17 protein-coding genes are annotated in these 21,455 nt (G+C 69.8%); 12 read left to right on the top strand and 5 right to left on the bottom strand.

Annotated features, from left to right (window positions below; translation table 11 throughout):
- The coding region (cobA, locus tag BN12_RS08355) for a uroporphyrinogen-III C-methyltransferase (protein ID WP_048551618.1) at nt 1-636 on the top strand (636 nt) is incomplete at its 5' end.
- Entirely contained in the window at nt 633-1,334 is a 702-nt protein-coding gene (locus BN12_RS08350) for a sirohydrochlorin chelatase (protein WP_162233070.1), read from the top strand. The genes cobA and BN12_RS08350, both read left to right, overlap by 4 nt.
- 2,034 nt (nt 1,335-3,368) lie before the next feature.
- On the opposite strand, the gene BN12_RS08335 is transcribed toward BN12_RS08350, so the two are convergent.
- Nucleotides 3,369-6,074, bottom strand: a complete 2,706-nt coding sequence (locus BN12_RS08335; protein ID WP_048551613.1) for an RHS repeat-associated core domain-containing protein — start codon at nt 6,072-6,074, stop codon at nt 3,369-3,371.
- Between the two features lie 1,085 nt (nt 6,075-7,159).
- On the opposite strand from BN12_RS08335, the gene BN12_RS24405 reads away from it, so the two are divergent.
- From BN12_RS24405 to BN12_RS08320, 4 genes are all read left to right on the top strand, one after another.
- On the top strand, nt 7,160-7,666 hold the full coding sequence (locus BN12_RS24405) for a hypothetical protein (RefSeq protein WP_157635412.1): 507 nt from the start codon (nt 7,160-7,162) through the stop codon (nt 7,664-7,666).
- A gap of 885 nt (nt 7,667-8,551) precedes the next feature.
- Nucleotides 8,552-9,154, top strand: coding sequence for a hypothetical protein (locus BN12_RS08330; RefSeq protein ID WP_157635411.1), 603 nt, complete (start codon nt 8,552-8,554; stop codon nt 9,152-9,154).
- 73 nt (nt 9,155-9,227) lie between these two features.
- Nucleotides 9,228-9,722, top strand: coding sequence for a hypothetical protein (locus BN12_RS08325; protein WP_048556139.1), 495 nt, complete (start codon nt 9,228-9,230; stop codon nt 9,720-9,722).
- Nucleotides 9,719-10,072 (top strand): DUF6036 family nucleotidyltransferase, encoded by a 354-nt coding sequence (locus BN12_RS08320; protein ID WP_200901175.1) that lies wholly within the window; start codon nt 9,719-9,721, stop codon nt 10,070-10,072. The genes BN12_RS08325 and BN12_RS08320 overlap by 4 nt, the downstream gene beginning before the upstream one ends.
- Nucleotides 10,073-10,442: 370 nt before the next feature.
- Here the strand turns inward: BN12_RS08320 and BN12_RS08315 are convergent, their stop codons facing one another.
- Complete coding sequence (locus tag BN12_RS08315) at nt 10,443-10,970, bottom strand: response regulator transcription factor (protein WP_083454507.1); 528 nt, start codon at nt 10,968-10,970, stop codon at nt 10,443-10,445.
- A gap of 317 nt (nt 10,971-11,287) precedes the next feature.
- Here BN12_RS08315 and BN12_RS08310 point away from each other — a divergent pair, with 317 nt between their 5' ends.
- Together BN12_RS08310 and BN12_RS08305 are read left to right on the top strand one after the other, a co-directional pair.
- Nucleotides 11,288-12,259 (top strand): hypothetical protein, encoded by a 972-nt coding sequence (locus tag BN12_RS08310; protein WP_200901174.1) that lies wholly within the window; start codon nt 11,288-11,290, stop codon nt 12,257-12,259.
- A gap of 126 nt (nt 12,260-12,385) precedes the next feature.
- Nucleotides 12,386-13,126 carry a hypothetical protein gene (locus BN12_RS08305; protein ID WP_048551607.1) on the top strand — a complete coding sequence of 247 codons (741 nt, stop codon included), beginning with the start codon at nt 12,386-12,388 and terminating at the stop codon, nt 13,124-13,126.
- On the opposite strand, the gene BN12_RS08300 is transcribed toward BN12_RS08305, so the two are convergent.
- On the bottom strand, nt 13,103-14,584 hold the full coding sequence (locus BN12_RS08300) for a PucR family transcriptional regulator (protein ID WP_048551605.1): 1,482 nt from the start codon (nt 14,582-14,584) through the stop codon (nt 13,103-13,105). The two genes, BN12_RS08305 and BN12_RS08300, sit on opposite strands and share 24 nt — an antisense overlap.
- An 80-nt stretch (nt 14,585-14,664) precedes the next feature.
- Here BN12_RS08300 and gabT point away from each other — a divergent pair, with 80 nt between their 5' ends.
- Genes gabT through BN12_RS08280 form a run of 4 tightly spaced genes read left to right on the top strand, consistent with a single transcriptional unit; the run spans nt 14,665 to nt 19,842 of the window.
- Entirely contained in the window at nt 14,665-16,020 is a 1,356-nt protein-coding gene (gene gabT / locus BN12_RS08295) for a 4-aminobutyrate--2-oxoglutarate transaminase (protein WP_048551603.1), read from the top strand.
- Nucleotides 16,017-17,507: an aldehyde dehydrogenase family protein gene (locus BN12_RS08290; protein ID WP_048551601.1), complete on the top strand. Its 1,491-nt coding sequence runs from the start codon at nt 16,017-16,019 to the stop codon at nt 17,505-17,507. Before gabT ends, BN12_RS08290 begins: the two co-directional genes overlap by 4 nt.
- Nucleotides 17,504-18,658, top strand: a complete 1,155-nt coding sequence (locus tag BN12_RS08285; protein WP_048551600.1) for a CaiB/BaiF CoA transferase family protein — start codon at nt 17,504-17,506, stop codon at nt 18,656-18,658. Before BN12_RS08290 ends, BN12_RS08285 begins: the two co-directional genes overlap by 4 nt.
- Entirely contained in the window at nt 18,655-19,842 is a 1,188-nt protein-coding gene (locus BN12_RS08280) for an acyl-CoA dehydrogenase family protein (RefSeq protein WP_048551599.1), read from the top strand. Before BN12_RS08285 ends, BN12_RS08280 begins: the two co-directional genes overlap by 4 nt.
- Here the strand turns inward: BN12_RS08280 and BN12_RS08275 are convergent.
- Both BN12_RS08275 and BN12_RS08270 read right to left on the bottom strand, forming a co-directional pair.
- Nucleotides 19,809-20,531 (bottom strand): TetR/AcrR family transcriptional regulator, encoded by a 723-nt coding sequence (locus tag BN12_RS08275; protein WP_048551598.1) that lies wholly within the window; start codon nt 20,529-20,531, stop codon nt 19,809-19,811. The genes BN12_RS08280 and BN12_RS08275 overlap by 34 nt on opposite strands.
- A gap of 32 nt (nt 20,532-20,563) precedes the next feature.
- Nucleotides 20,564-21,454, bottom strand: coding sequence for a universal stress protein (locus tag BN12_RS08270; RefSeq protein WP_048551597.1), 891 nt, complete (start codon nt 21,452-21,454; stop codon nt 20,564-20,566).
- Nucleotide 21,455: the final 1 nt, after the last annotated feature.

The raw sequence follows: 21,455 nt of genomic DNA, 5'->3' as shown, positions 1-21,455 counted from the left end.
GACCGGCTCGCCCCGCGGGGGGTCGTCGACCGGCTCCCGGAGTCGGTGCGGGTCGTCGACGTCGGCAAGACGGCCGGGCATCACCCCGTCCCTCAGGAGCGCATCAACGAGATCCTCGTCGAGGAGGCCTCTCGGGGCCACGCCGTGGTCCGGCTCAAGGGGGGTGACCCCTACGTCCTCGGCCGCGGCGGTGAGGAGCGCGAGGCCTGCGAGGCCCATGGCATACCCGTCGAGGTCGTCCCCGGCGTGACGAGCGCGGTGGCCGTTCCCGCGGCCGCCGGCATCCCGGTCACCCATCGTGGCGTGGCGCGCGGCTTCACCGTCGTCACCGGCCATGACGAGATCCCTCAGCTGCCCACCGGCGGCGACCACACGCTCGTCCTCCTCATGGGCGTCGCCGCGCTCGGGCGCACCGCGGCGCAGCTCGTCGCCCACGGGCGGGACGCGGCGTGCCCGGTCGCCGTCGTCGAGCGGGGCTTCCGGCCCGACCAGCGGACGACGGTCGGCACGCTCTCGACGATCGCGGCGCGAGCCGCCGAGGTAGGCGTCGCGGCGCCCGCGGTCATCGTCGTCGGCGACGTCGTGCGGCTGAGCCCGGCGTGGGAGTCGGCCGAGCCCCCGGTCTCCCGCCGGTGACGTCCGAGAGCGTCGTCCTCGTCGCCCACGGCACCGAGGACCCGGTCGGCCGCGGCGTGTCCGAGCGGATCCGGGACGCCGTGGCGGCCCGCCTCCCCGAGGTGGTCGTCGACCTCGCGTATGCCGATGTCGTCGAGCCTCGTGTCGGCCCGGTGCTGGCCCGCCACCCCCACGCGACGATCGTGCCGCTCTTCCTCGCGTCCGGGTACCACGTCCGCACCGACCTCCCCGCCATCGCCGCAGACCACCCGGGCGCGCGGCTCACCGCACCGCTCGGACCGTCGCCCGCGCTGCTGCCAGCCCTGTCCGACCGGCTCGCCGAGACGGCCGCCGCATCGGGTGTCGAGGCGAGCGGCGTCGTCCTCGTCGCAGCGGGGTCGTCGCGGGACTGCGCGCGGCTCCAGGTGTGGTCGGTGGCCGACGAGCTCGAGAGCCGGCTCGGCATCCCCGTCCAGCCGGCCTTCCTCAACGGTGCGTCGCCGACCCTCGCCGAGGCCCGGGCGGCCCTCCCCGCCGACGCCCGGGAGCGGGCCGTCGCGGTGAGCTACCTCCTGGCGCCCGGCTTCTTCCAGGAGCGTCTGGCGCGTCAGGCGACCGACCTCGGTATGCCGTTCACCGCGCCCCTGGCCTGCCACCCCGCCGTCGTCGACGCCGTGCTGGGCCTCGTGTCGACGTCGCCCACCGGCCCCTCACGGTAGCGCTCCGCAGCGTCGCGGATCTGCAGCACATGAAGCGCCCCTACCGCCAGACGTGCTCTTGGCAAGCGACAAGCAGCACTGGCTCCCGGCGTGTGTGCTGAGTTCATCGCGGGGTGTCTCGGCTCTGCTGGCGATTGTCTCTGGTTGGCGGATCTCGGTGGTCGCGTCCGGGTACAGGGTGGAGCCGGTGGCGTCCTTGGCGATGAGCAGGGCCCCGTCGGCGTCGTAGATGTTGCTGGTGTCCCCGGCCGGGCCGGTGCTGACGGCCAGGTACCCCTCGGCATCCCACGTGTACCCGGTCCCGGCGCCACCGGCCGGGGTGACGGTGGTGGTCCGCCCGTCCGCGTCGTACCCGTAGCTGGTGACCGCCGACCCGGTGGTGGCCGTGGTGACGGTGCCGGCGGGCGCCCAGATTGAACTCCCCCGGGTCCTGACGACGACGGTCGCGGTACATCCCCACCGCCCGGTCCTGGAACTCCTGGTCATACTTCTTCGGTGCAGACATGAACGCAGTCTCCCTTGCTAGATCAGCACTCTCCGGGGATTTCAGGGCGGTTCAACCTCGACGCGACTTACTGCTGCGAAGCCGTTCCAGTCGGGTCACAAGAGGAGACGGTTGACTCCGCACCGATCGCGGTAGCAGACCGGGTGGCCAATGCGTCCACGCAATCAAGATGCCGACAAATATGCAAAGGAAGCCGATAACGAAGACGGTGAAGATCGTGCCAAAATAACTATCGATAAGGCCCTGTGTTCCTGAACCCAGTAAGGTTGCGACCGCGACCGGGGCCCACGCCAGAGATGACAAGAAAATTCCTAGCCCCGTCAACCATCCCGTAGCGGCAAGCGCCAAACTCCACTCCCTGGTCTGTCGGAGATAACGGCCTCGCCAGGTAGCCTCTCGTCGCAAAGCGCTTGGGGAGCCTAACAGTTGAAGGCCGTGGATGAAGAGTACTACTCCCCAAGCCGCAAGCGCTAAGACGGCGATAGCGATGGGTTTACCCATTGTTCAAGATGGTGTGGTGGACGCCCTCATTCACGCCCCAGTTGAGCACAGCCGCAACGGTCAGCCCTACAACGGCCCCGCCTACCGCCCCCCCGACCGTCCCGAGACCTGGCAATACTGAACCGCCTGCAGCTCCAGCTTCACCCCCTGCTAGGGCCATGCTTAGGAAGCTAGCGGACGATTCCGCTGCAATGCCAGCGGCAGCGTACGAGGCGGTGTGGCCCGCGCCGGTCGCAACACCTGCTCGTCGCGCGATCGTTGGCGAGGATCCGTCTTCCAAGGCTTTGTTGTAGGCGGCAATGCCGTCGAGGGTTCCACCAGCTGGAGCGAGGGCGTACCCACCCCAGCGAAGGCCCTTTAGCAAGCCGGTAGACTCGTATTCGCCATCCAATACGTGTGCCTGCATCTTGTCAGTCATTTCGATGCTTACGCTCGACTGAAGCATGAGATATTCAACTGCATTGTTCCCTGCTTGAGCGCCCGCCACAAGGGCGAGCCACGAACTTGCACGGTTGGCGGCCCGGGGGGCCTGAACAGTTACGAGAAGACCTCACGGCGTGTCGGTACCTACCCGGCCCGCATCGCCATCGATGATCGTGTCCTCCACATTCATCAAGTTCCCTACGTCATCCCAGCCATAGGAATCGGACTACCTACTAGGCTTCCCGCAGTCGCGTTGGGCCAACCAGGCGTCAAAGGTTCCGGGAGTACGAAACGCACGGGAGGAAAGGGAAGAGTCGTAGATACCGATCTCCTGTAGATACTCTTGCGCTGACGAAAGGGCCTTGACCGTAAAGGCGAACCATAAGGTGCCCACAGCCAGAACGAGGATCAAGCCACTTAAGATGATGAGAGCCTGCATAGAGTCAGAAACAATAAAGGATGCCCCGATGACAAGGATCAGGGCTACAAATGAGATCGTCACGAAGCACTTCCCCCACATCTTGGAGACAACGAGCCTGGAGGCCGCGACGTTCCCAATCCGCGGTTCCCAATCAGATTGTGAGCCCGTATCTCTAAGAGTTACCTTAACCATGAGAGGCACCGTACATATCGATAGCCAATCCACCGCCTCCCAACAGTCCTGCCTGACCGCTAAACATGCGCGAAACATCCTCATCGCCTTCGAAGGAGACCCATCCCAATTCTATGGCAGTAGCAGGGACCGCATACAGAACTCCCCCGCCACCCATAGCTGCGCCCCCGCAGGCAACCCGGTCGCCGTGAAGGCAACCGGGCATATCGACTCCCGCGGCGACAATGCCAGCACCTGCGCCAACGATCGCACTACTGGATGAGATGGCCCCTTCTGCCCCCAGCCTAAGCGCGCCGAATGCGCCGAGGTCTGCGGCGATTCCGACGCCGGTTGCCGCCAGTGCGACGGCTCCCAGCCCGATACCTATCTTGGTCCACGTACCCCCGGATAGGCCGAGCCATCCCGACTTCGCAGAGGCCTGACTGGCTGCTCGCGCGTTGGTGGTGTTGGCTTGGCGGTTGGCGGCTTGGGCGGCGGCTGCGGCTTGGGCGGGGGTGATGGTGGGGTGGGGGGTGGGTTGGGGGTGTCCGGTGCTGGTGGGGTGGTAGTGGGGGTTGTCGCCGGGTTGGGTGTAGGTGTCGCCGCCATGGGGGTTGCCGGCCCAGGGGCCGTGGGGGTTGGGGTGGAAGGGTAGGTAGCCGTGGCCGTGGGTGGTGGTGGTGATGCCGCCGTGACCGTTGCTGTAGGTGGTGCAGGAGCCTTGGTCGAGGCAGGCGGGTTTGGTGCCGGTGGGGTCGGTGAGGGTGGTGGGGGTGTTGTCGGCGTATTGGTAGGGGTTCCATTGGGTGGGGTCGGTCAGGTCGATGAGGGGGTCGGGGGCCAGGAACCGGCCCAGGGTCGGGTCGTAGTCGCGGGCGCCGAGGTGGACCAGGCCGGTGGTGGTGTCCTGGGGGTGGTCCAGGAAGGTGTGGCTGCTGGGCCAGGTGCCGGTAGTGGTGCCGCGGGTGTTGCCGAAGGGGTCGAACCGGCGGACGGCGGTGACGGCCGTCTGCTGGGCGGCGATGGCGACCTGCCCGGTGCCCTGGGGGTCGGTCGCGATGTAGGTCAGGGTGTTCCCCGCCGTGGTGGAGGTCATCTGGGCGACGGTCTTGCCCGACCAGCTGTAGGCGTGGGTGACGGTGGTGGCGCCGGTGCCGGTGTCGTGGCGGATCTCGGTGGTGGCGTCGGGGTACAGGGTGGAGCCGGTGGCGTCCTTGGCGATGAGCAGGGCCCCGTCGGCGTCGTAGATGTTGCTGGTGTCCCCGGCCGGGCCGCTGGTGGTGGCCAGGTGTCCTTCGGTGTCCCATCCGTAGGTGGTGGGCGTGCCGGTGGCGGGGGTGATGGTGGTGGTGTTGCCGTCGGCGTCGTAGCCGTAGCTGGTGCTCGTCGTCCCGGTGGTGGCCGATTTCAGGGTGTGGGGCTGGGCGTCGCCGTGGGCGGGCATGGCGTAGCTGGTCGTCGTGGCAGCGCCGCCGGCGGCGGTGACGGTGGCGGTCGTGCGGGTGCCGGTGGCGTTGTCGTAGGTCCACTGGTCCCAGTAGGGGGCGGGCCCGCCCAGCCCGGCCGCCGAGGGGCTGGTGGTGCAGTCGCCGCTGGTGGGGGTCCAGGCGCCGGTCAGGTGCCTCAGCGGGTCGTAGGTGAAGCACTGGGTGTCGGTCCCCACCGGGCCCGCACCAGCATCGGTGACCGTATCCGCCTCCTTGACCAGATTCCCCGCATCATCCCAGCCATAGACGACATCAGCCAAGTCCCCCGACCCCGAAGACCGCGACACCGACGCCTGCGCCAACCGGCGCGTCCCGTCGGCGTAGGCGTAGGTGTAGTACACGTTCGCGTTCGCCACCCCGGCCTGCACCAGCAACGGCTCCCCATACGCCGAATACGTCGTGCCCGTCACCCCACCCCCACCCGGGGCGCCACCGATCGTCAGGCTCGCCGGCTGCCCCTTGGCCGTGTAGCCGTAGTTCATCGCGTTCGCGGTGATCCCCGCGACCGTCGGCATCAGATAGTTCTTCACCTGACCATCCACGTTATACGTCGACACCGTCGTATACGTCCCCGCCAACCCGACCTGCGACGCCGGGATCACCAGACTCGTCCCGGTCACGTGACCCTGCCCGTCATAGCCAGTCACGCTGCGGGTGTAAGCGTCCCCGTCGACATACCGCGTCGACGACGCCGGCAGCCCCACCCCACCGGTCGCGGTGTCATACCCCCACGACGCCAGCAGCGTCCCACTCGCCGTGCCGGCATGTTCGGCGGTCTTGCGGCCCAGCGCGTCATACACGTACGCCAGCGTCTGGCCCTTGGCGTCGGTCGTGGTCGCCACGTCACCATCATCGTCATACGTCGTGGTGGTCGTGCCGGTGTCGGGGTCGACCGAGGAGACCAGCCGCCCCTGCATGTCGTACCGACGGGTCCAGGTGTCCCCGGCAGGGTCGGTCATCCCCGTCAACAGTCCATCAGCACGGTAGCCGTAGTGGGTGTCCTGGCCGGCGCCGGAAGCACCGGCGGCGGTGGTGTACTGCCGCAGGGTGATGGTGTGACCCACCGCGTCGGTCGTGACGGTCTGCGGGGTCCCACCGGCCGGTGGGACGGTGGTGGTGATGTTCCCGTCGTAGCTGGTGGTCGTCGTCGTCGTGTGCCAGGAGGCGGACCCGGCGCCGGTGCGGGTGTCGACCCGGACGGGTCGACCGGCGCCGTCGTAACTGGTGGTCACCTTCTGCGGGACCGACCCGTCGTCGACGGCGACCAGTCCGGCGCCGGGGGCCCCGGTGGTGTCCAGGACCGGCCCGTAGTCCAGGGTGTCCAGGCCGCGTTCGTCGTGGTTGGTCTGTGCGCACGGCGAAGATCCGCACCGAGAAGGAGTCCGATGCCCGGACCCAGCACTCGGGTGGTGGCACGATAGGTCAGCCCGTGGGGTCCTTCGGGCGAGCGGGCTTCTTGGTCGAAACCAACTCTGAACCCCTGGACCCCACGTGCCCCTCACGACATGCCAGTCACACTGACACCACAGCAGATCCGCACCCCCGCAGCCGACCCCGATGAGAAGCCTCAGTGGATCCGGACTGAGATATCGCACATCAGGTGGTACACATCCGTCGTGCTTCACCTGGCACATCACAACCAAGTAACGATTCCATCGCAGCACCCGGACTGAGGTCTACTGTCCAGACAAGCCGCGTGTGGCGCGAGCACCCACGTGGGGCGGAGTTCTGTTGGAAAAGCGGGGTGAATATCTCCCATGGTAGATGGGCTCGTTGAACCAGCGTTGGCCAGGGAGGCGTGGTTTATGGCTTGGTTAGAATGCTGTGCTAAGCGCATGCGCGGCCCAATGCGGACCAGCCTTTCCCTGCGCACTTCCACCCTTCCCCTGCGCACTTCCACTATGACAACAGCACTGCGTATTGTTCGGACGGCGAAGGAAGCCGCAAGTATCGTGCGTACCTGGGATGGCGCCCATGTCTTCCCAGGCGGTTGTCTGATGTCTTGAGGAGTGAGATGTTTCAAGGGTTGTTCAAGGCCCACCGCCGCAGGCTGAGCATTTCTACCGTCGTATTGTTGATACCCGCGACTTTGTTCTGGGGATACCTCACAATTGCAACTCCCGCGTTTGCGTCAACTTGCGGGAGTCAGTCTCCAGCGCAAATCGGCTATGCGGGCTACACGAGCCTACCCTCTTCTTGGAGTCAAACGCCTGAGGGCGTCTCGGCGTACATAATGGCGCGTAATGGTCCCGTGTGCAGCAACTTATCGTATCCGTACACGTGGTCCACGGCCTGGGTAATGCTGCAAGATGATGGAGTGAGCAATCATTACGCTCAAGCCGGATACATGTATGACAACACGTCAGGGTGTATGCGACTTTACAACGAGTACAACATCGGCGCTGGCTTCACTCGCCATCTGGGCGCGTGCGTGACTCAGGGAGTTAAGGTCACAGCGAATGTGTATTATACAGGCGCTGCTGGTCCTTATCCCCCAGGTGGCCATGGTTTGAGCATGCAGACGTCGCAACCTACCCCCATCGCCCTTAGTAACTACATGCCCTACGACCCATGGACTTTGGGCTGGTCGTTCCAGCCGACGTTCTTCGGGGAAACTGACCACAGTGGTCCAAACGATATTCCAGGCAGCGTTTATGCAAAAGCTGATATTTCAGCCATGGGCATCTACCGCGTGTCCGATGGCGCACAAGTTCCTATTCCTTGCTACTTAAGCAAGTACAGTTCAAATCTTCCTAGTCCAAACCGATATTTCGCCAATGCCTCGGGCTGTGACCATATCCGCGTATGGACGAACCCGTTCTAGCAAGAATGCACATCGGTCATGTCGTCATGCGTTAGGGGTGAAGATGAAGACGAGTCACGCTCGATCCATTATGGGATTGGCACTTGGACTTAGCCTGGCTATTTTGCTGGGCGGCTGCGCAAGCCCCAGAGACGCAGTCTCCTCATCAGGGGGGCTTCCAACACCCACCCTAACCCCCATCCCGGTCAAGACACCTGAACCGGCGTTCGCGGACAAATCGGGGGGCTTGTTGGTGCCAGCCCCGGCCGGCATTACTTTCTCTTTGGACGCCGATCAAGTCCGCGAGCTTCTAGCAAAGGATGGCGCTTCGGCGCAGTGGGTTGCCGATTCGGATACCCTCGTCGTGAAATCGGGTATTTATGAAGCTCTACCTTTGTTAGCGTCCACGAACTCCGCGTCTCGATCTGTGGTTGGCGTTCCTTCCTATGTCTTTAGTGGCAACGTGGGGTCATGTCCGCCCGCCGCGCCCGGTGGCGCGGGGACGCCTAAGATTACGGAGCCGGTATCATCGGTATGCACCGGAACTGTTGTGGCAGACGGCTCCACCGGTGAAATCGAGGATGTCGAGGTTGCGCCATTCACGAGCTGAGCCCTGATTCCCCGGCGAGGGTCGGGGTGTGGGTGTGGCGTAACGCAGAGATGCCCTTGTGGGACGGGAGAATCGGGCTTGTCTACGGTCCGGAATCCCCGCTCATGAAGGGCATCTCGTACGTCAAGACCTCTCACACGATCCGGCTCATCTTCGGTGTCGGCCGCGGGTCTGGCGCGGACGCTGCGGCTTGCCCAGTCGGCCAGGGCCGAGCATGCGGGTTCGGTGTCTGGGGCCGGTCCGTCCTGAGCGGGTCGGCCGCCAGTGACGGGGTGCGCACGGCGAAGATCCGTACCGTGAAGGAGTCCGACGCCCGGACCCAGCACTCGGGTGGCTATGAGGATGTCGACACGACGTCGACGTACAACTCCCACGGCCAGCCGTTGACGCAGCAGCGGGCCACCAACGATGCGGGCACGGTGTGCACGACGACGACGTATGCCAACGACACCGCGCACTGGATCCTTGACGCGGTGACGTCCGTGAGCACGGTCAGCGATGCGTGTTCGGCGACGCCGACGCTGCCGGATGACCTGCTCTCGGGCAGCCGCACCCTGTACGACGGTGCGACGACGTGGTCGGCGACGCCGACATTGACCCGTGGCGACCCGACTGCCCAGCAGGCGCTGACCGGCTGGGCCTCGGGGGCGGGCACGTACCTGACGACGAGCAGGACGGCATACGACGTGGTGGGACGGGCCATCGGCGTCACCGATGCGCAGGGTCACACCACGACGACGACGTACACGCCGGCGACGGCCGGGCCGACCACCGCCGTGGCGACCAAGAACGCGCTGAACCAGACCAGCAGCATCACCCTGGGGCCCGGCCGCGGACAGACGCTCACCTCGACCGGCGCCGACAGACCGGCGACCGATGCAACAACCCGAGGTCCGTGAAGGCCGGGCTGTCACTTCCTGACGCTTGCAGGAGGGTCTGAGAGAATGGAAGCCGAGGAAGGAGGGAGCGGTGATGGTGTTCCAGGGCGAAGTGTTGTCGGTCGCGGCGCTGCTGGATGCTGCCCGCGCCACCTCCGAGATGCCGCCGAGCACCCAGGTGGACGTGCGTCATACGGCCGCGCAGAACGCCGAGACGTGCCGTGCTCTGTTGGCCGATGGCGAGGCCCTCGACGAGTGCTGGCGGTTCGGCATCCTCCAGACTCTGGACGACTACACCTCCGTCGTGCGGCGCGGCGGCCACCACCTCGCCGCAGGGGTGTTCGCCGACGAGCCGCCCCGCACGGGAGCTGCACAGATTGATGCCGCGTTCGCCGCGCTCGCCGACTACCTCGCCGACCGTGACGACTGGGCCACTCCGGCATGGGCGTCCGACCCCTCACGACACACCACCACGGCGTGGTACCCGGCTGTTCCGGCGATCTTCCACGACGATGCCGACAGGGAGAGCCCAGAGGCGTTCCGGCGGCGCGGGATTCTCATCACCGCCCGTTCCCTGGCGAGGGCATGACGCCGAGCGGGCAGTTCGACGCGAGCAGGGTGCAAACCCTGCTCCAGGAGCTGTCCGACCGGCTCGCCACCGCAGGAGTGCAGGCGCAACTGTTCGTCGTCGGCGGGGCGGCGATGGCGCTGGCCTACGACGCCGACCGTCTGACCCGCGACGTGGACGCGCTGTTCGTTCCCGCACCTGAGGTACGACAGATCATCGAGGAGATGAGTGGCCCGCACGGGCTGGAACCGGACTGGCTCAACGATGCCGTCAAGGGATTCCTGCCCGGAGGGATGAGCACCCGCACACCGTGTTCGAGTCCGAATCGCTGCTGGTACAAGTGCCCTCGCCCGAATACCTCCTGGCGATGAAACTGCATGCCTCCCGCGACGACCGCGACCTCGATGACGCCGCGATCCTGTTCAACCGACTCGGATACGCCACCGCCCAGGAATGCATCGACCTGCTCACCGCCACCTACCCGACCGGACAACTCCTGCCCCGCCACCACTACCTCGCCGAGGACGTCGCCACCCGCGCACACGCCGCCCGCCGCGGCCGCAGCGAGAAGCCGACGCCCGGCGCCGATGCCGCGAAACGTGGTCGGGAGCAGTCCACAGGCGATCATGGTTTCCGCCCCGTTCCGCGACACCTGGCAGCATCGTCCACGGCCGGACAGCCACGGGCCAGGACGCAGCCTGTGACCGGAGCAGTCCCGCAAACACGACCACCCGACGTCACTCACGGAGCCCGGCCACGGTCGACGGGTGCGCGCGGCACCTCGCCCGGCGGGGCGTCGCCCTCGAACCGACTGCGCCACAGGTGAGCGATGAGCTGGTGCCGGTCCCGGAGATCGAGGCGCTGCAGCATCCGGGAGACGTGCGTCTTGACGGTGCTCACCTCGACGTCGAGGCGCTCGGCGATCTCGGCGTTGGACAGCCCGTCGATGAGCAGCTCGCCGACCCGGCGCTGTTGGGGCGTGAGACGCGCCGTCCCGGAGGGCTCCGGACGCTCGGGGGTCCGACGGATCCCGTCGCCCACGTCGGATGCGGTATGCGAGGGCTCCGGGGTCACCAGCAGCGCCGCCCGGGATCTCTCGTAGAGACGGTCGATGAGCCCGTCGAGCATCCGGCGCTCGACACGCCACTCCCCGCAGATCATGAAGGCGGGCAGCTCACCGGTCGTGATGAGGGTCAGGACCTGCGGCCTCGTGAGGCCGAGGTCGCGCTCCAGCTGGGCCACCGAGAGGAATCGTGGGTCACCGGACATCCCGACCTCCGAACGGCAGATGGTCGCCGGTGAGGAGCCGCCCGCGGAGGAAGGGATCTCGTCCGTCGCGGGACGGACGGCCCGGGGTGCCGGGACCGCCTTGAGGGGGATGCCGATACCTCGGCCGACACCGTGAGGGGGACGCCGAGACGACGGGTCTCAACCCTGCGCCACCATCGGAATCGACTGGTAGTCCATGGGATTCAGTCTGCGGACGGTTTTCCCAGATCGTCATCATCGGCATGATCTTCGCTTATCAGATCAACCGGTCTGATTCGGATATATGGGCACGGCCCACAGTCGAAAGCGAGCGAGCGATGTTCGTCATCATCGAGAAGCGCGACAACAGCGTCCCGTCGAACGTGGACATCCAGACGGCGATGGCCAACTCGGGAGGCGCAACGGTCAGCATCGAGGGCGGCAACGCCGAGAAGACGGTCCACTACACCGGAGGCGTCAACCACACGACCTTCGAGGGCCAGCTCCGACAGGTCGCACGCGGCCGGTCCACGAGCTGGACCTTCACGTGGGCGGACCGCGCCCAGGTCGCCGGCACCCTCGGCGCGACGTCGTACACGATCGACGTCGCGATGTCCGTCGCCACCGTCACCGCGCTCGTCCAGGGCGACTACAACCTCTACGGGTTCAAGGCCGTCCGCACCTCCCAGGGCGGCGGGGCTCCCCTCGTCTGGTTCCAGCTCCCCAACACGCGCTACTCGACGCTCACGAACGTCGCCTGGCAAGTCCAGTACCAGGCCTACACGTCGACGAGCAGCATCATCGCCGGCGGCCGCGTCACGGCGAGCTTCAACGCGGACATCGACCTCGGCCAGACCCTCAACGTCGTCGCCGGCGGGACGGGCGACGTGACGAACGACGGCAACGCCCGCGCGATCTCGGTCCTCAACACGACGACCCAGCAGTTCACCTGCGGCGTCTCGGAGCAGGCGGCGGACGGCGAGGTCAACCCGATGTGCGCCTTCCCGCTGTACGGCCAGCAGAAGGACGTCATCGCGCCGATCCAGAAGGTGCTCCTCATGTTCTCGACCAACCCGGTCAACACCGGAACGGTCATCGAGCAGGCCTACAGCCCGGGCGTGCTCATCGACCTCACGGGCGACAGCCACCGCAAGGTCAGCTACGACATCAACGAGGGATGGTCCTGGGGCGGCTTCAGCTGGGCGCAGACCGTCAAGGCGAACGACCGGCTCGTCCCGCTCCTCATCGAGCAGCCGGACGCCGCCCAGGCGTCCGAGCTGCTGTCCGTCGGCCCGTCCGTGACGGTCTGACGTCGACAGGGCCCCCGGGACGACAGCCCCACCGGCCACCGTGGCGCCGCACGCGACTCGACCGTCGCGCGCAGCGCCGGGTGGCCGGTCGGCTGCGGTCCGAGCGAGCGAGCCAGGAGGCGGGTCGTGAGCACCGAGATCACCGTCACGATGACCCCGCGGACGGTGCAGTGCCTCATCGCCTCCGCCAGTCGGCTCCACGCGCTGCACTGTGTCGTGACGTCCGACGCGACCTGCCGTCCCGTCGTGTGGTGGCAGGCCGACGCGATGCCCCGGATGACCGTCGGCTGGTCCCGGGAGGTCGGCGCCTTCACGGCCTCCTCCCCCGTCGCGGCAGGGACGCCGGTCCGTCCGGGCTTCACGACGCCGGTCCCGCCGGGCGAGCTGCTGCGGGTCGGCGCCGGCGGGATCGGCGAGGTGCTGCGGGAGGGCTACCCCGGGGTCGTCGCCTTCCTCAACACGACGACGAGCCCGTTCGTCGTGGGTCTCGCCGCGGTCCCCGACGGGGCACGCGAACCGCGGCCGATCTGCGCGACGACGCTCCACGGGCGGATCCTCCAGACGCTCCGGCCGGCCGGTCGCGTCCTCCTCGTCTTCACCTCGGGCCGGCTCGCGGTCGGCACCGTCGTCGGGGACGACGTCGCGAGCGAGCCGGGATGCTACAGCCCGGCCCTGCTCGTCGACGTGGATCCCGACGAGGAACGCCAGGTGGCCTACGACATCGACGAGGGCTGGTCGACCGACGACGACGGCTCGTGGGCCACGCCCCTGCCCGCCACGGCGGACCTCCTCGCCGCGGCCGTGCGACCCACGCTCGGCCCGCAGACCCGCGGTCCGGGCACCTCAGGCCCGGCCGGTGGCCCGTAGCTCGAGCCACAGCTCGGCCGCCACGTCGGGGTCGTCGACATCGAGTCCGGTCTCGGCCCGAACCCGCTCGACCCGGTGCCGGAGGGTGTTGCGGTGCACCCCGAGCTCCCGGGCTGCGGGATCCCAGGCACCCCGGTGACGGAGGTATGCCGCGAGCGAGGCGACGAGGTCCGCCCGCCGGTAGGCGGTGAGCCGGTCGAGCGCGCCGGCCGTCCGGGCGCTCGCCGGGGGGAGAGGTCCGACGACGTCGCCGGCGTCGAGGACGGTCACCCGCTGCCACAGCCCGGCCCGCACGTCGTGGACGGTGCCCGTGGGGACCAGCCGTGAGAGGACCGCCGCCGCGCGGTCGTCGACGGCCCGGACGGCCGCCCGCAGCGCATCGACGTCGTCCGCGGTGTCCTCGACGACGAACCACGACCGCTGCTCGCGGAGGCCCGGGCCGGAGCGTGCCGCGCCACCGGGCAACGCCGTCGGCGACCAGCGCAGGACCGCGTCGGCGACGGGCGGATGCCCGCGCTCGCCGCTCCGGACGACGAGGACCCGCACCCGGTCCCCCACGACGGGGTCGCCGGTGCGGGACGCGAGCCGGCGAGCGGCCTCGACGAGGCCGAGGTCGAGGAGCTCGGCGAGCGCCGACCTCCGCGCCAGGAGGGCCTCCTCGCGCCGGCCGATCTCCGCCTGCTCGAGGCTGAGGAGGGCGGTCGCCGTGAAGACGAGGCGCCGCTCCGTCCCGCTCAGACGGTGGTCGCTGCCGATCGTCACATATCCGGTCACCTTGTCCCGCAAGGGGATCGGGAAGACGACGACGGTGTCGTCCCCCTGCGCGAAGCTGGCCGTCGAGTGGACGTCCCGGAGGTCTCCGAGACCCGCCTCCCCGACGGCCGACCCGGCGTCGGACACCCGGCCCGACGGATGGACCTGGCGCACCGTGCCGGCCGGGTCGACGACCGCCACCCAGGACCGCAGGGCGAGCGACAGGGTGCGGACGACCTCGGCTGCCGGGTCGTCGGCGAGCATGGCGCGGACGAGCGCGTGATGCCCGGACACCGCGTCCGACAGCTCCACGCGGTCGGACGCGGTCCGGGGGAGCCAGTAGGCGTGGGTCACCGCGAGGAACGGCGTCGGCGGCGGGACGACGAGCAGGGGCAGCTCCTCGGCCCGGCAGGCCCGCACGAGCCCCGGCGGCACCTCGTCGTGCACGGGCCCGACCCCGAACGCGAGGGCGACCGTGCCCGCGGACCGCAGGCGCGCGGCATACGCACGGAGCGCCCGGCCGGAGGCGGGCAGCGCCAACCCCGTCGTGAGGAGCAGCTCCCCGCCGAAGAGGTAGGCGGTCGGGTCGGTCAGCTCGCTCACGTGGACCGCCGTCACCTCGGCGGCCGGCGCGACGAACCCGGGGTATGCCGTGAGGTCGCCGCCGAGCGTGTCGCAGAGCTGGGCGGCGGTCGGCAACGTCATGGACAGATCATCCAATGAGTGCATCGATTGTGCGAACCGTCCAGTGGATCGGACCGAGGCCAGGAGTGAGCATGGCTCCCATGACGACCACCCTCGACACCCTCATCGACGTGCCCCAGCAGCGGCTGCTGCGCACGGCCGTGCCCGGCCCCCGGTCACGGGAGCTCCACGGCCGGCGGGCGTCGGCCGTCGCGGACGGATTCGGCGTCGTGCTGCCGGTGTTCGTCGAGCGAGCCGCGGGCGCCGTCATCGTCGACGTCGACGGCAACCAGCTCATCGACCTCGCCTCCGGCATCGCGGTGACGAGCGTCGGCGCCTCGCACCCGCGGGTCGCCGAAGCCGTCGCCGCCCAGGCGCGCGCGGCGACGCATACCTGCTTCATGGTCACCGAGTACGACGGCTTCGTCGAGGTGTGCGAGGCCCTCACCCGGCTGGCGCCCGGGAGCCACGCGAAGAAGGCGGCGCTCTTCACGACCGGGGCGGAGGCCGTCGAGAACGCCGTGAAGATCGCCCGCTCGGCGACCGGCCGGCAGGCCGTCGTGACCCTCGGCCACGCCTACCACGGCCGGACCCTGCTCACGATGGCGATGACGGCCAAGAACACGCCGTACAAGGACGGCTTCGGCCCGTTCGCGCCCGAGGTCTACCGCGCCCCCTCCCCCTACGCCTACCGGTGGCCCACCGGCCCGGAGAACGCGGCGACGGAGGCCTTCGAGGCGCTCACGGAGCTCGTGACCAAGCAGCTCGGCGCCCACAACGTCGCCGCCATCGTCGTCGAGCCGGTCCAGGGCGAGGGCGGGTTCATCCCCATGCCCGCCGGGTATCTCGCGTCCGTCGCGGCCTTCGCGAAGGAGCACGGGATCCTCTTCGTCGCCGACGAGATCCAGAGCGGGATGGGGCGGACGGGTGCGATGTTCGCCGTCGAGCACGACGGCGTCGTCCCCGACCTCATGACGGTCGCCAAGGCGCTCGCCGGCGGCATGCCGCTCTCGGCCGTCGTCGGCCGCGCGGAGATCATGGACGCCGTCGCGCCCGGTGGCCTCGGCGGGACGTATGCCGGCAACCCCGTCGCGTGCGCCGCCGCCCTCGCCGCCATCGGCGTCATCGAGGACGAGGACCTCGTCGGACGGGCCCGGCACATCGAGTCCGTCGCCCGGCCGCGGCTGGAGTCGCTGCGGGGGCCGAGCTCCCCCGTCGGCGACGTCCGAGGCCGGGGCGCCATGCTCGCGATGGAGATCGTCCGACCGGGAACTCGTGAGCCGGAGCCCCTGACGACGAAGGCCATCGCGCAGGCCTGCCACGCGGAAGGTGTCCTCGTCCTCACCTGCGGCACGTTCGACAACGTCATCCGGCTGCTGCCCCCGCTCGTCATCTCCGACCGGCTGCTGACCGATGCGCTCGACGTCGTCGAGAGGGCCGTAAGGTCGGTGGCGTGAGCGCTGACACCGGATTCGACCCCCGCACCGGCTCCTCCCTCCAGGAGGTGGCCCACTCCAGCTCCGACGAGGTGGACCGGGTGGTCGCCGCGGCTCGTGACGCCGCCGACGCCGTGGCCGGCACGGCGCCCGGGGATCGGTTGCGGTGGCTCGAGGCGGCCGCCGACGCCCTCGACGCCGCCGTCGACGAGCTCGCCGAGCTCGCGGACCGGGAGACCGCGCTCGGCGACGAGCGCCTCCGCGGCGAGGTCGGCCGGATGACCGGCGAGCTGCGGTTCTACGGCTCGGTGGCCGCCGAGGGCTCCTATCTCGACGCGACGCTCGACACGACGCCGATGGGCCTCATCGCGCGGGTCGAGGTCCCGCTCGGGCCGGTCGCGGTCTTCGGGGCGAGCAACTTCCCCTTCGGCTTCGGCGTCATGGGCACCGACACCGCCTCGGCGCTCGCCGCCGGGTGCCCGGTCGTCGTCAAGGCCCACCCGGCCCATCCGGCCACGAGCGTCCGGCTCTTCGAGATCGCCCACGGGGCCCTCGTCGGAGCCGGGGCGCCCGAGGGCGTCCTCGGCCTCGTCGCCGGGTTCGCGGCCGGCTCGCTGCTCGTCCAGCACCCCGACATCCGGGCCGTCGCCTTCACCGGCTCCCAGCGCGGCGGGATGGCCCTGCGCGCCCTCGCGCAGGACCGCGCCGAGGTCATCCCCGTGTATGCCGAGATGGGGACCGTCAACCCCGCCGTCGTCACGCCGTCCGCCACCTCGCGGATCGAGGACGTCGCCACCGGCTTCGTCGGGTCCTTCACCCTCGGGAGCGGCCAGTTCTGCACGAAGCCGGGGCTGCTCCTCGGGCCGCGCGGATCGTCCGACGCCGTCGCCGCCGCGCTGACCGCGGCCGCGCCGCAGCCGGTGATGCTCACCGAGACGATCAAGCACTCCCTCGACGCGGGCGTGGAGGAGCTCGTCGCCGCGGGCGGCGAGGTCGTCGTGCGCAGCGGCGGGGACTCCGGCGGCTGGAGCGCGCCCGCGGTCCTCCTCCGGGCGCCCCTCGACGCCCTCGTCCCCGGCAACCGCCTCCTCGAGGAGGTGTTCGGCGCCGTCGCCGTCGTCGTCGAGTACGACGACCTCGACGACGCCCTCGCGCACGTCGACGCGCTCCAGGGATCCCTCGCGGCGAGCGTCCTCACGAGCGGTCCCGACGACCCCGACGCGCCTCGCGTCGTCGACCGCGTCCGCCGGCGGGTGGGCCGCGTCGTCGTCGACGGCTGGCCGACGGGCGTGGCCGTCACCTGGGCCCAGCACCACGGCGGGCCGTGGCCCTCGACGAGCGAGCCGCGGACGACGTCGGTCGGCAGCGCCGCCCTGTCGCGGTTCCTCCGGCCCGTGGCCTTCCAGGGGGCGAGCGACGCCCTCCTGCCGCCCGCGCTCCGCTCCGACAACCCGTGGCACCTCCCCCGCCGCGTCGACGGCGTCCTCGTCGTCCCCGATCCGACGTGAGCGGGATCCTCGACGGCATCCTCGTCGCCGACTTCAGCCGGGTCCTCGCGGGCCCGCTCGCGACGATGACCCTCGCCGACCTCGGCGCGACCGTCGTCAAGGTCGAGCGACCCGGCGCCGGCGACGACACGCGCCACTGGGGCCCGCCGTGGACCGCGACGACGAGCTCCTACTTCGAGTCGGTCAACCGGTCCAAGCAGAGCATCGCCCTCGACCTCTCCGCCCCCGACGACCTCGCGGCGGCGACCCGGCTCGCCGAGCGGGCGGATGTCCTCGTCGAGAACTTCCGGGCCGGCGCCCTCGCCGCCAAGGGCCTGGGCTACGAGCAGCTCGCGGAGCCCAACCCCGGGCTCGTCTACTGCTCCATCACCGGCTTCGGGTCCGGCGGCGGAGCCGACCTGCCCGGGTACGACTTCCTCGTCCAGGCGGTCGGCGGCCTCATGAGCATCACGGGCGACCCCGACGGCGAGCCGACGAAGGCGGGGGTCGCCCTCGTCGACGTCCTCACGAGCAAGGACGCGACGATCGGCATCCTCGCGGCCCTCACCGAGCGGACCCGCTCCGGGCGCGGCCAGCACGTCGAGGTCAACCTCCTCTCCTCCCTCCTCGGGTCCCTCGTCAACCAGGCCCAGTCCTACCTCACGACCGGACGGTCCCCGGGCCGGATGGGCAACCAGCACCCGTCCATCGCCCCCTACGAGACCCTCCACTGCGCCGACGGCGTCATCGCCGTGGCGTGCGGCAACGACGGCCAGTTCGCCCGGCTGGCAACGGTCCTCGAGCTCCCGGATCTTGCTGGCGATGCGCGGTTCGCCCACAACGCCGATCGCGTCGCCCACCGCGCCGACCTCGTGGCGGCCCTCGAGACCGCACTCGCCTCGGCGCCCGCGGCCGACTGGGTCACCCGGCTCACCGCGGCCGGCGTCCCCGCCGGTGCGGTCGGCGACATCGGCTCCGCCTTCTCCCTCGCGCAGCGGCTCGGCCTCGACCCACGCGTCCCCGTCGACGGCGCGCCCGACCAGGTGCGCAACCCGGTGACGTTCTCCCGGACCCCCGTCACGGCATACCGCCGTCCCCCCACCCTCGGCGAGCACACCGACGAGCTGCTCGCCACCCTCCTGTCGGACCACGAGATCGCGAGGACATCATGAGCGCCGCCACCAAGCCCACCCTCGACCCGCTCGACCTCGCCGGGATCGACGACCTCCTCTCCGACGACGAGCGGGCGGTCCGGGCGTCGGTCCGCCAGCTGTGCGAGCAGCGCATCGAGCCCTTCGTCGCGGACTGGTTCGAGCAGGGCACCCTCCCGGACGCCCGGGGCCTCGCCAAGGAGCTCGGGGCGCTCGGCCTCCTCGGGATGCACCTCGAGGGATACGGCTGCGCCGGCATGTCGGCCGTCGACTACGGCCTCGCGTGCGTGGAGCTCGAGGCGGCGGACTCGGGCATCCGGTCCCTCGTGTCGGTCCAGGGCTCGCTCGCGATGTTCGGGATCCACCGGTGGGCCACCGAGGACGTCAAGCAGGAGTGGCTGCCCCGGATGGCGGCCGGGGAGGCGATCGGCTGTTTCGGCCTCACCGAGCCCGACCACGGCTCCGATCCCGGCTCGATGCGCACCCGCGCCCGCCGCGACGGTGGCGACTGGGTCATCGACGGACGGAAGATGTGGATCACCAACGGGTCGATCGCCGACGTCGCCGTCGTCTGGGCGCAGACCGAGGAGGGCATCCGCGGGTTCGCCGTGCCGACCGACACTCCCGGCTTCTCCGCCCCCGAGATCAAGCACAAGCTGTCCCTGCGGGCCTCGGTGACCAGTGAGCTGGTCCTCGACGGCGTCCGGGTGCCCGACGCCTATGCCTTCCCCGAGGTCCGCGGCCTCAAGGGCCCGCTCTCCTGCCTCAACGAGGCCCGCTACGGCATCGTCTGGGGTGCGCTCGGGGCCGCCCGGTCCTCGTTCGAGGCCGCGCTCTCGTATGCCAAGGAGCGCACCCAGTTCGGCCGGCCCATCGGGGGCTTCCAGCTGACCCAGGCCAAGCTCGCCGACATGAGCCTGGAGCTGACCAAGGGCATGCTCCTCGCCCTCCACCTCGGGCGGCGCAAGGACGCCGGCACCCTCCGCCCGGAGCAGGTCAGCCTCGGCAAGCTCAACAACGTCCGCGAGGCGCTGGAGATCTGCCGCACCGCCCGCACCATCCTCGGCGCGAACGGCATCTCGCTGGAGTACCCCGTCATCCGGCACGCGAACAACCTGGAGTCCGTCCTCACCTACGAGGGCACGGTCGAGATGCACACCCTCGTCATCGGTCAGGTCCTCACGGGGGAGCCGGCCTTCCGCTGAGGCCGGGGTGCGCCACCGGGTCGGCGCCGGCTGCTCGGGCCGGCGCGGCCGAGCAGCCGGCGGACGGCGAGCCACGCGTCCTCCTGCGTCTCGTCGGCCATCTCGGACGCCGACCAGACGTCCGCGTTGTCACACAGGACGATGAGCTGGGCGGCGAGGTGCTTGGCGTCCCCCGGCTGCGCGCCCGCGGCGCGCAGCAGCCGGCCCAGCAGGTCGCGATAGGTGTCGTGCAGCTCCTGGATCGCTCGCGCCGCCTCGGCGGTCATGATCGGATGCATGGCATGGGCCCGCTCGAGGACGAGGATCGCGGGCGCGATCATCGGGTTCTCCAGCGTCCACCGCGTGTGGGCGAAGACGAGCCGGCGCAGGTTCTCCCCCGGCGACTCGTCGACCCGCAGGGCGGCCGCCATGGTGCGGTAGAAGCCGCGCAGGTGCTCGGCGAGGGCGGCCGAGACGAGCTCGCCCTTGCCCTCGGGGAAGTGGGAGTAGAGGCTGGCGGTCCGCATCCCCGTCAGCGCGGCGATGCGTCGGAGCGAGGCGCCCTTGACGCCCTCCGCGGCGGCGATCTCGAGCGTCACCTCCATGATCCGCCGGCGCAGCCGCGCCTCGGCGTCATCGTCCTCCACGGGCGCGAACCGGGCCGTGAAGGCTCGCACCACCTCGGTGAGGTCGTCGGGAGACGCGGACATCGGCACACCTCCGCACGGCTCGAGGACCGAGCCTAGTCGGTGGCCCGCGGAACGAGGAGGACAGGCACCGGCGAGGAACGGACGATCTTGGAGGCACCCGATCCGAGGAAGAGCCGAGCGGCCGGCGCGACCGTGCTCGATCCGACGACGAGGAGGTCACCCTCGGCCCACGGGACGTTGCCGATGGCCCGGCTCCACGAGAGGCCCACGCCGACGACGAGAGAGCTCGCCAGCCGCTGACCGAGCTCGTCGGTGCGCCCGCCGGCCTGCTCGCGGAGGCGGTCCTTCGTCCGGGCCACCCACGCGTCGGCGACGAGGTCGTCCGCCGACTGCTCGACGGTCCCGAGGAGCCGCTTGGGCGGCCGGACGACGAACGAGACGGCTCGCAGGTCGGCACCCACCTTCTCGGCGAGCCGGTTCGCGGCATCGGCGAGGTGACCGCCGTCGGAGGCGCCGGCATAGGCGATCGCGACCCGTCGGATCCGGGACTGCGGGCCGGACCGGAACCCTCGCGGCGCGAGGAGCACCGGGCGGGGTGCGGAGTGGACGAGGCGGTTGCTGATGCTGCCGAACGAGATCCGGCCGAGGGCTCCCTTGCTCGAGGATCCGAGGACGACCGCGGTCGCGTCGATCTCGGCGGCGAGGTCGAGCAGGCCGATGGGGATCGACGGCGCCTGGCGGACCTCGTAGGTCGCCGTGATGTCCGGCGGCAGGCTGGCCCGGGCCCTCTCGAGGACCGCACGGCCCCATTCCAGGAGCGGGGCGACGTAGTCGCCGTCGACGGCGACCTCTCCCGGCAGGTGCGGGACGGCGACGACGACCGCGACGACGAGCGGCTCACCGAGCGACCGGGCGAGGACGCTCGCGGCCTCCAGCGCCGTCGTGCCGCTCTCCTCGGGCGCGTACCCGACGACGACGGCCATC

Origin of the sequence: Nostocoides japonicum T1-X7, from assembly GCF_001046855.1 — a bacterium.
In the GTDB taxonomy this organism is placed as follows: Bacteria; Actinomycetota; Actinomycetes; order Actinomycetales; family Dermatophilaceae; genus Nostocoides; species Nostocoides japonicum.
Note: the sequence above shows the minus strand (reverse complement) of the source record. Positions and strands in the feature narration are given on the sequence as shown.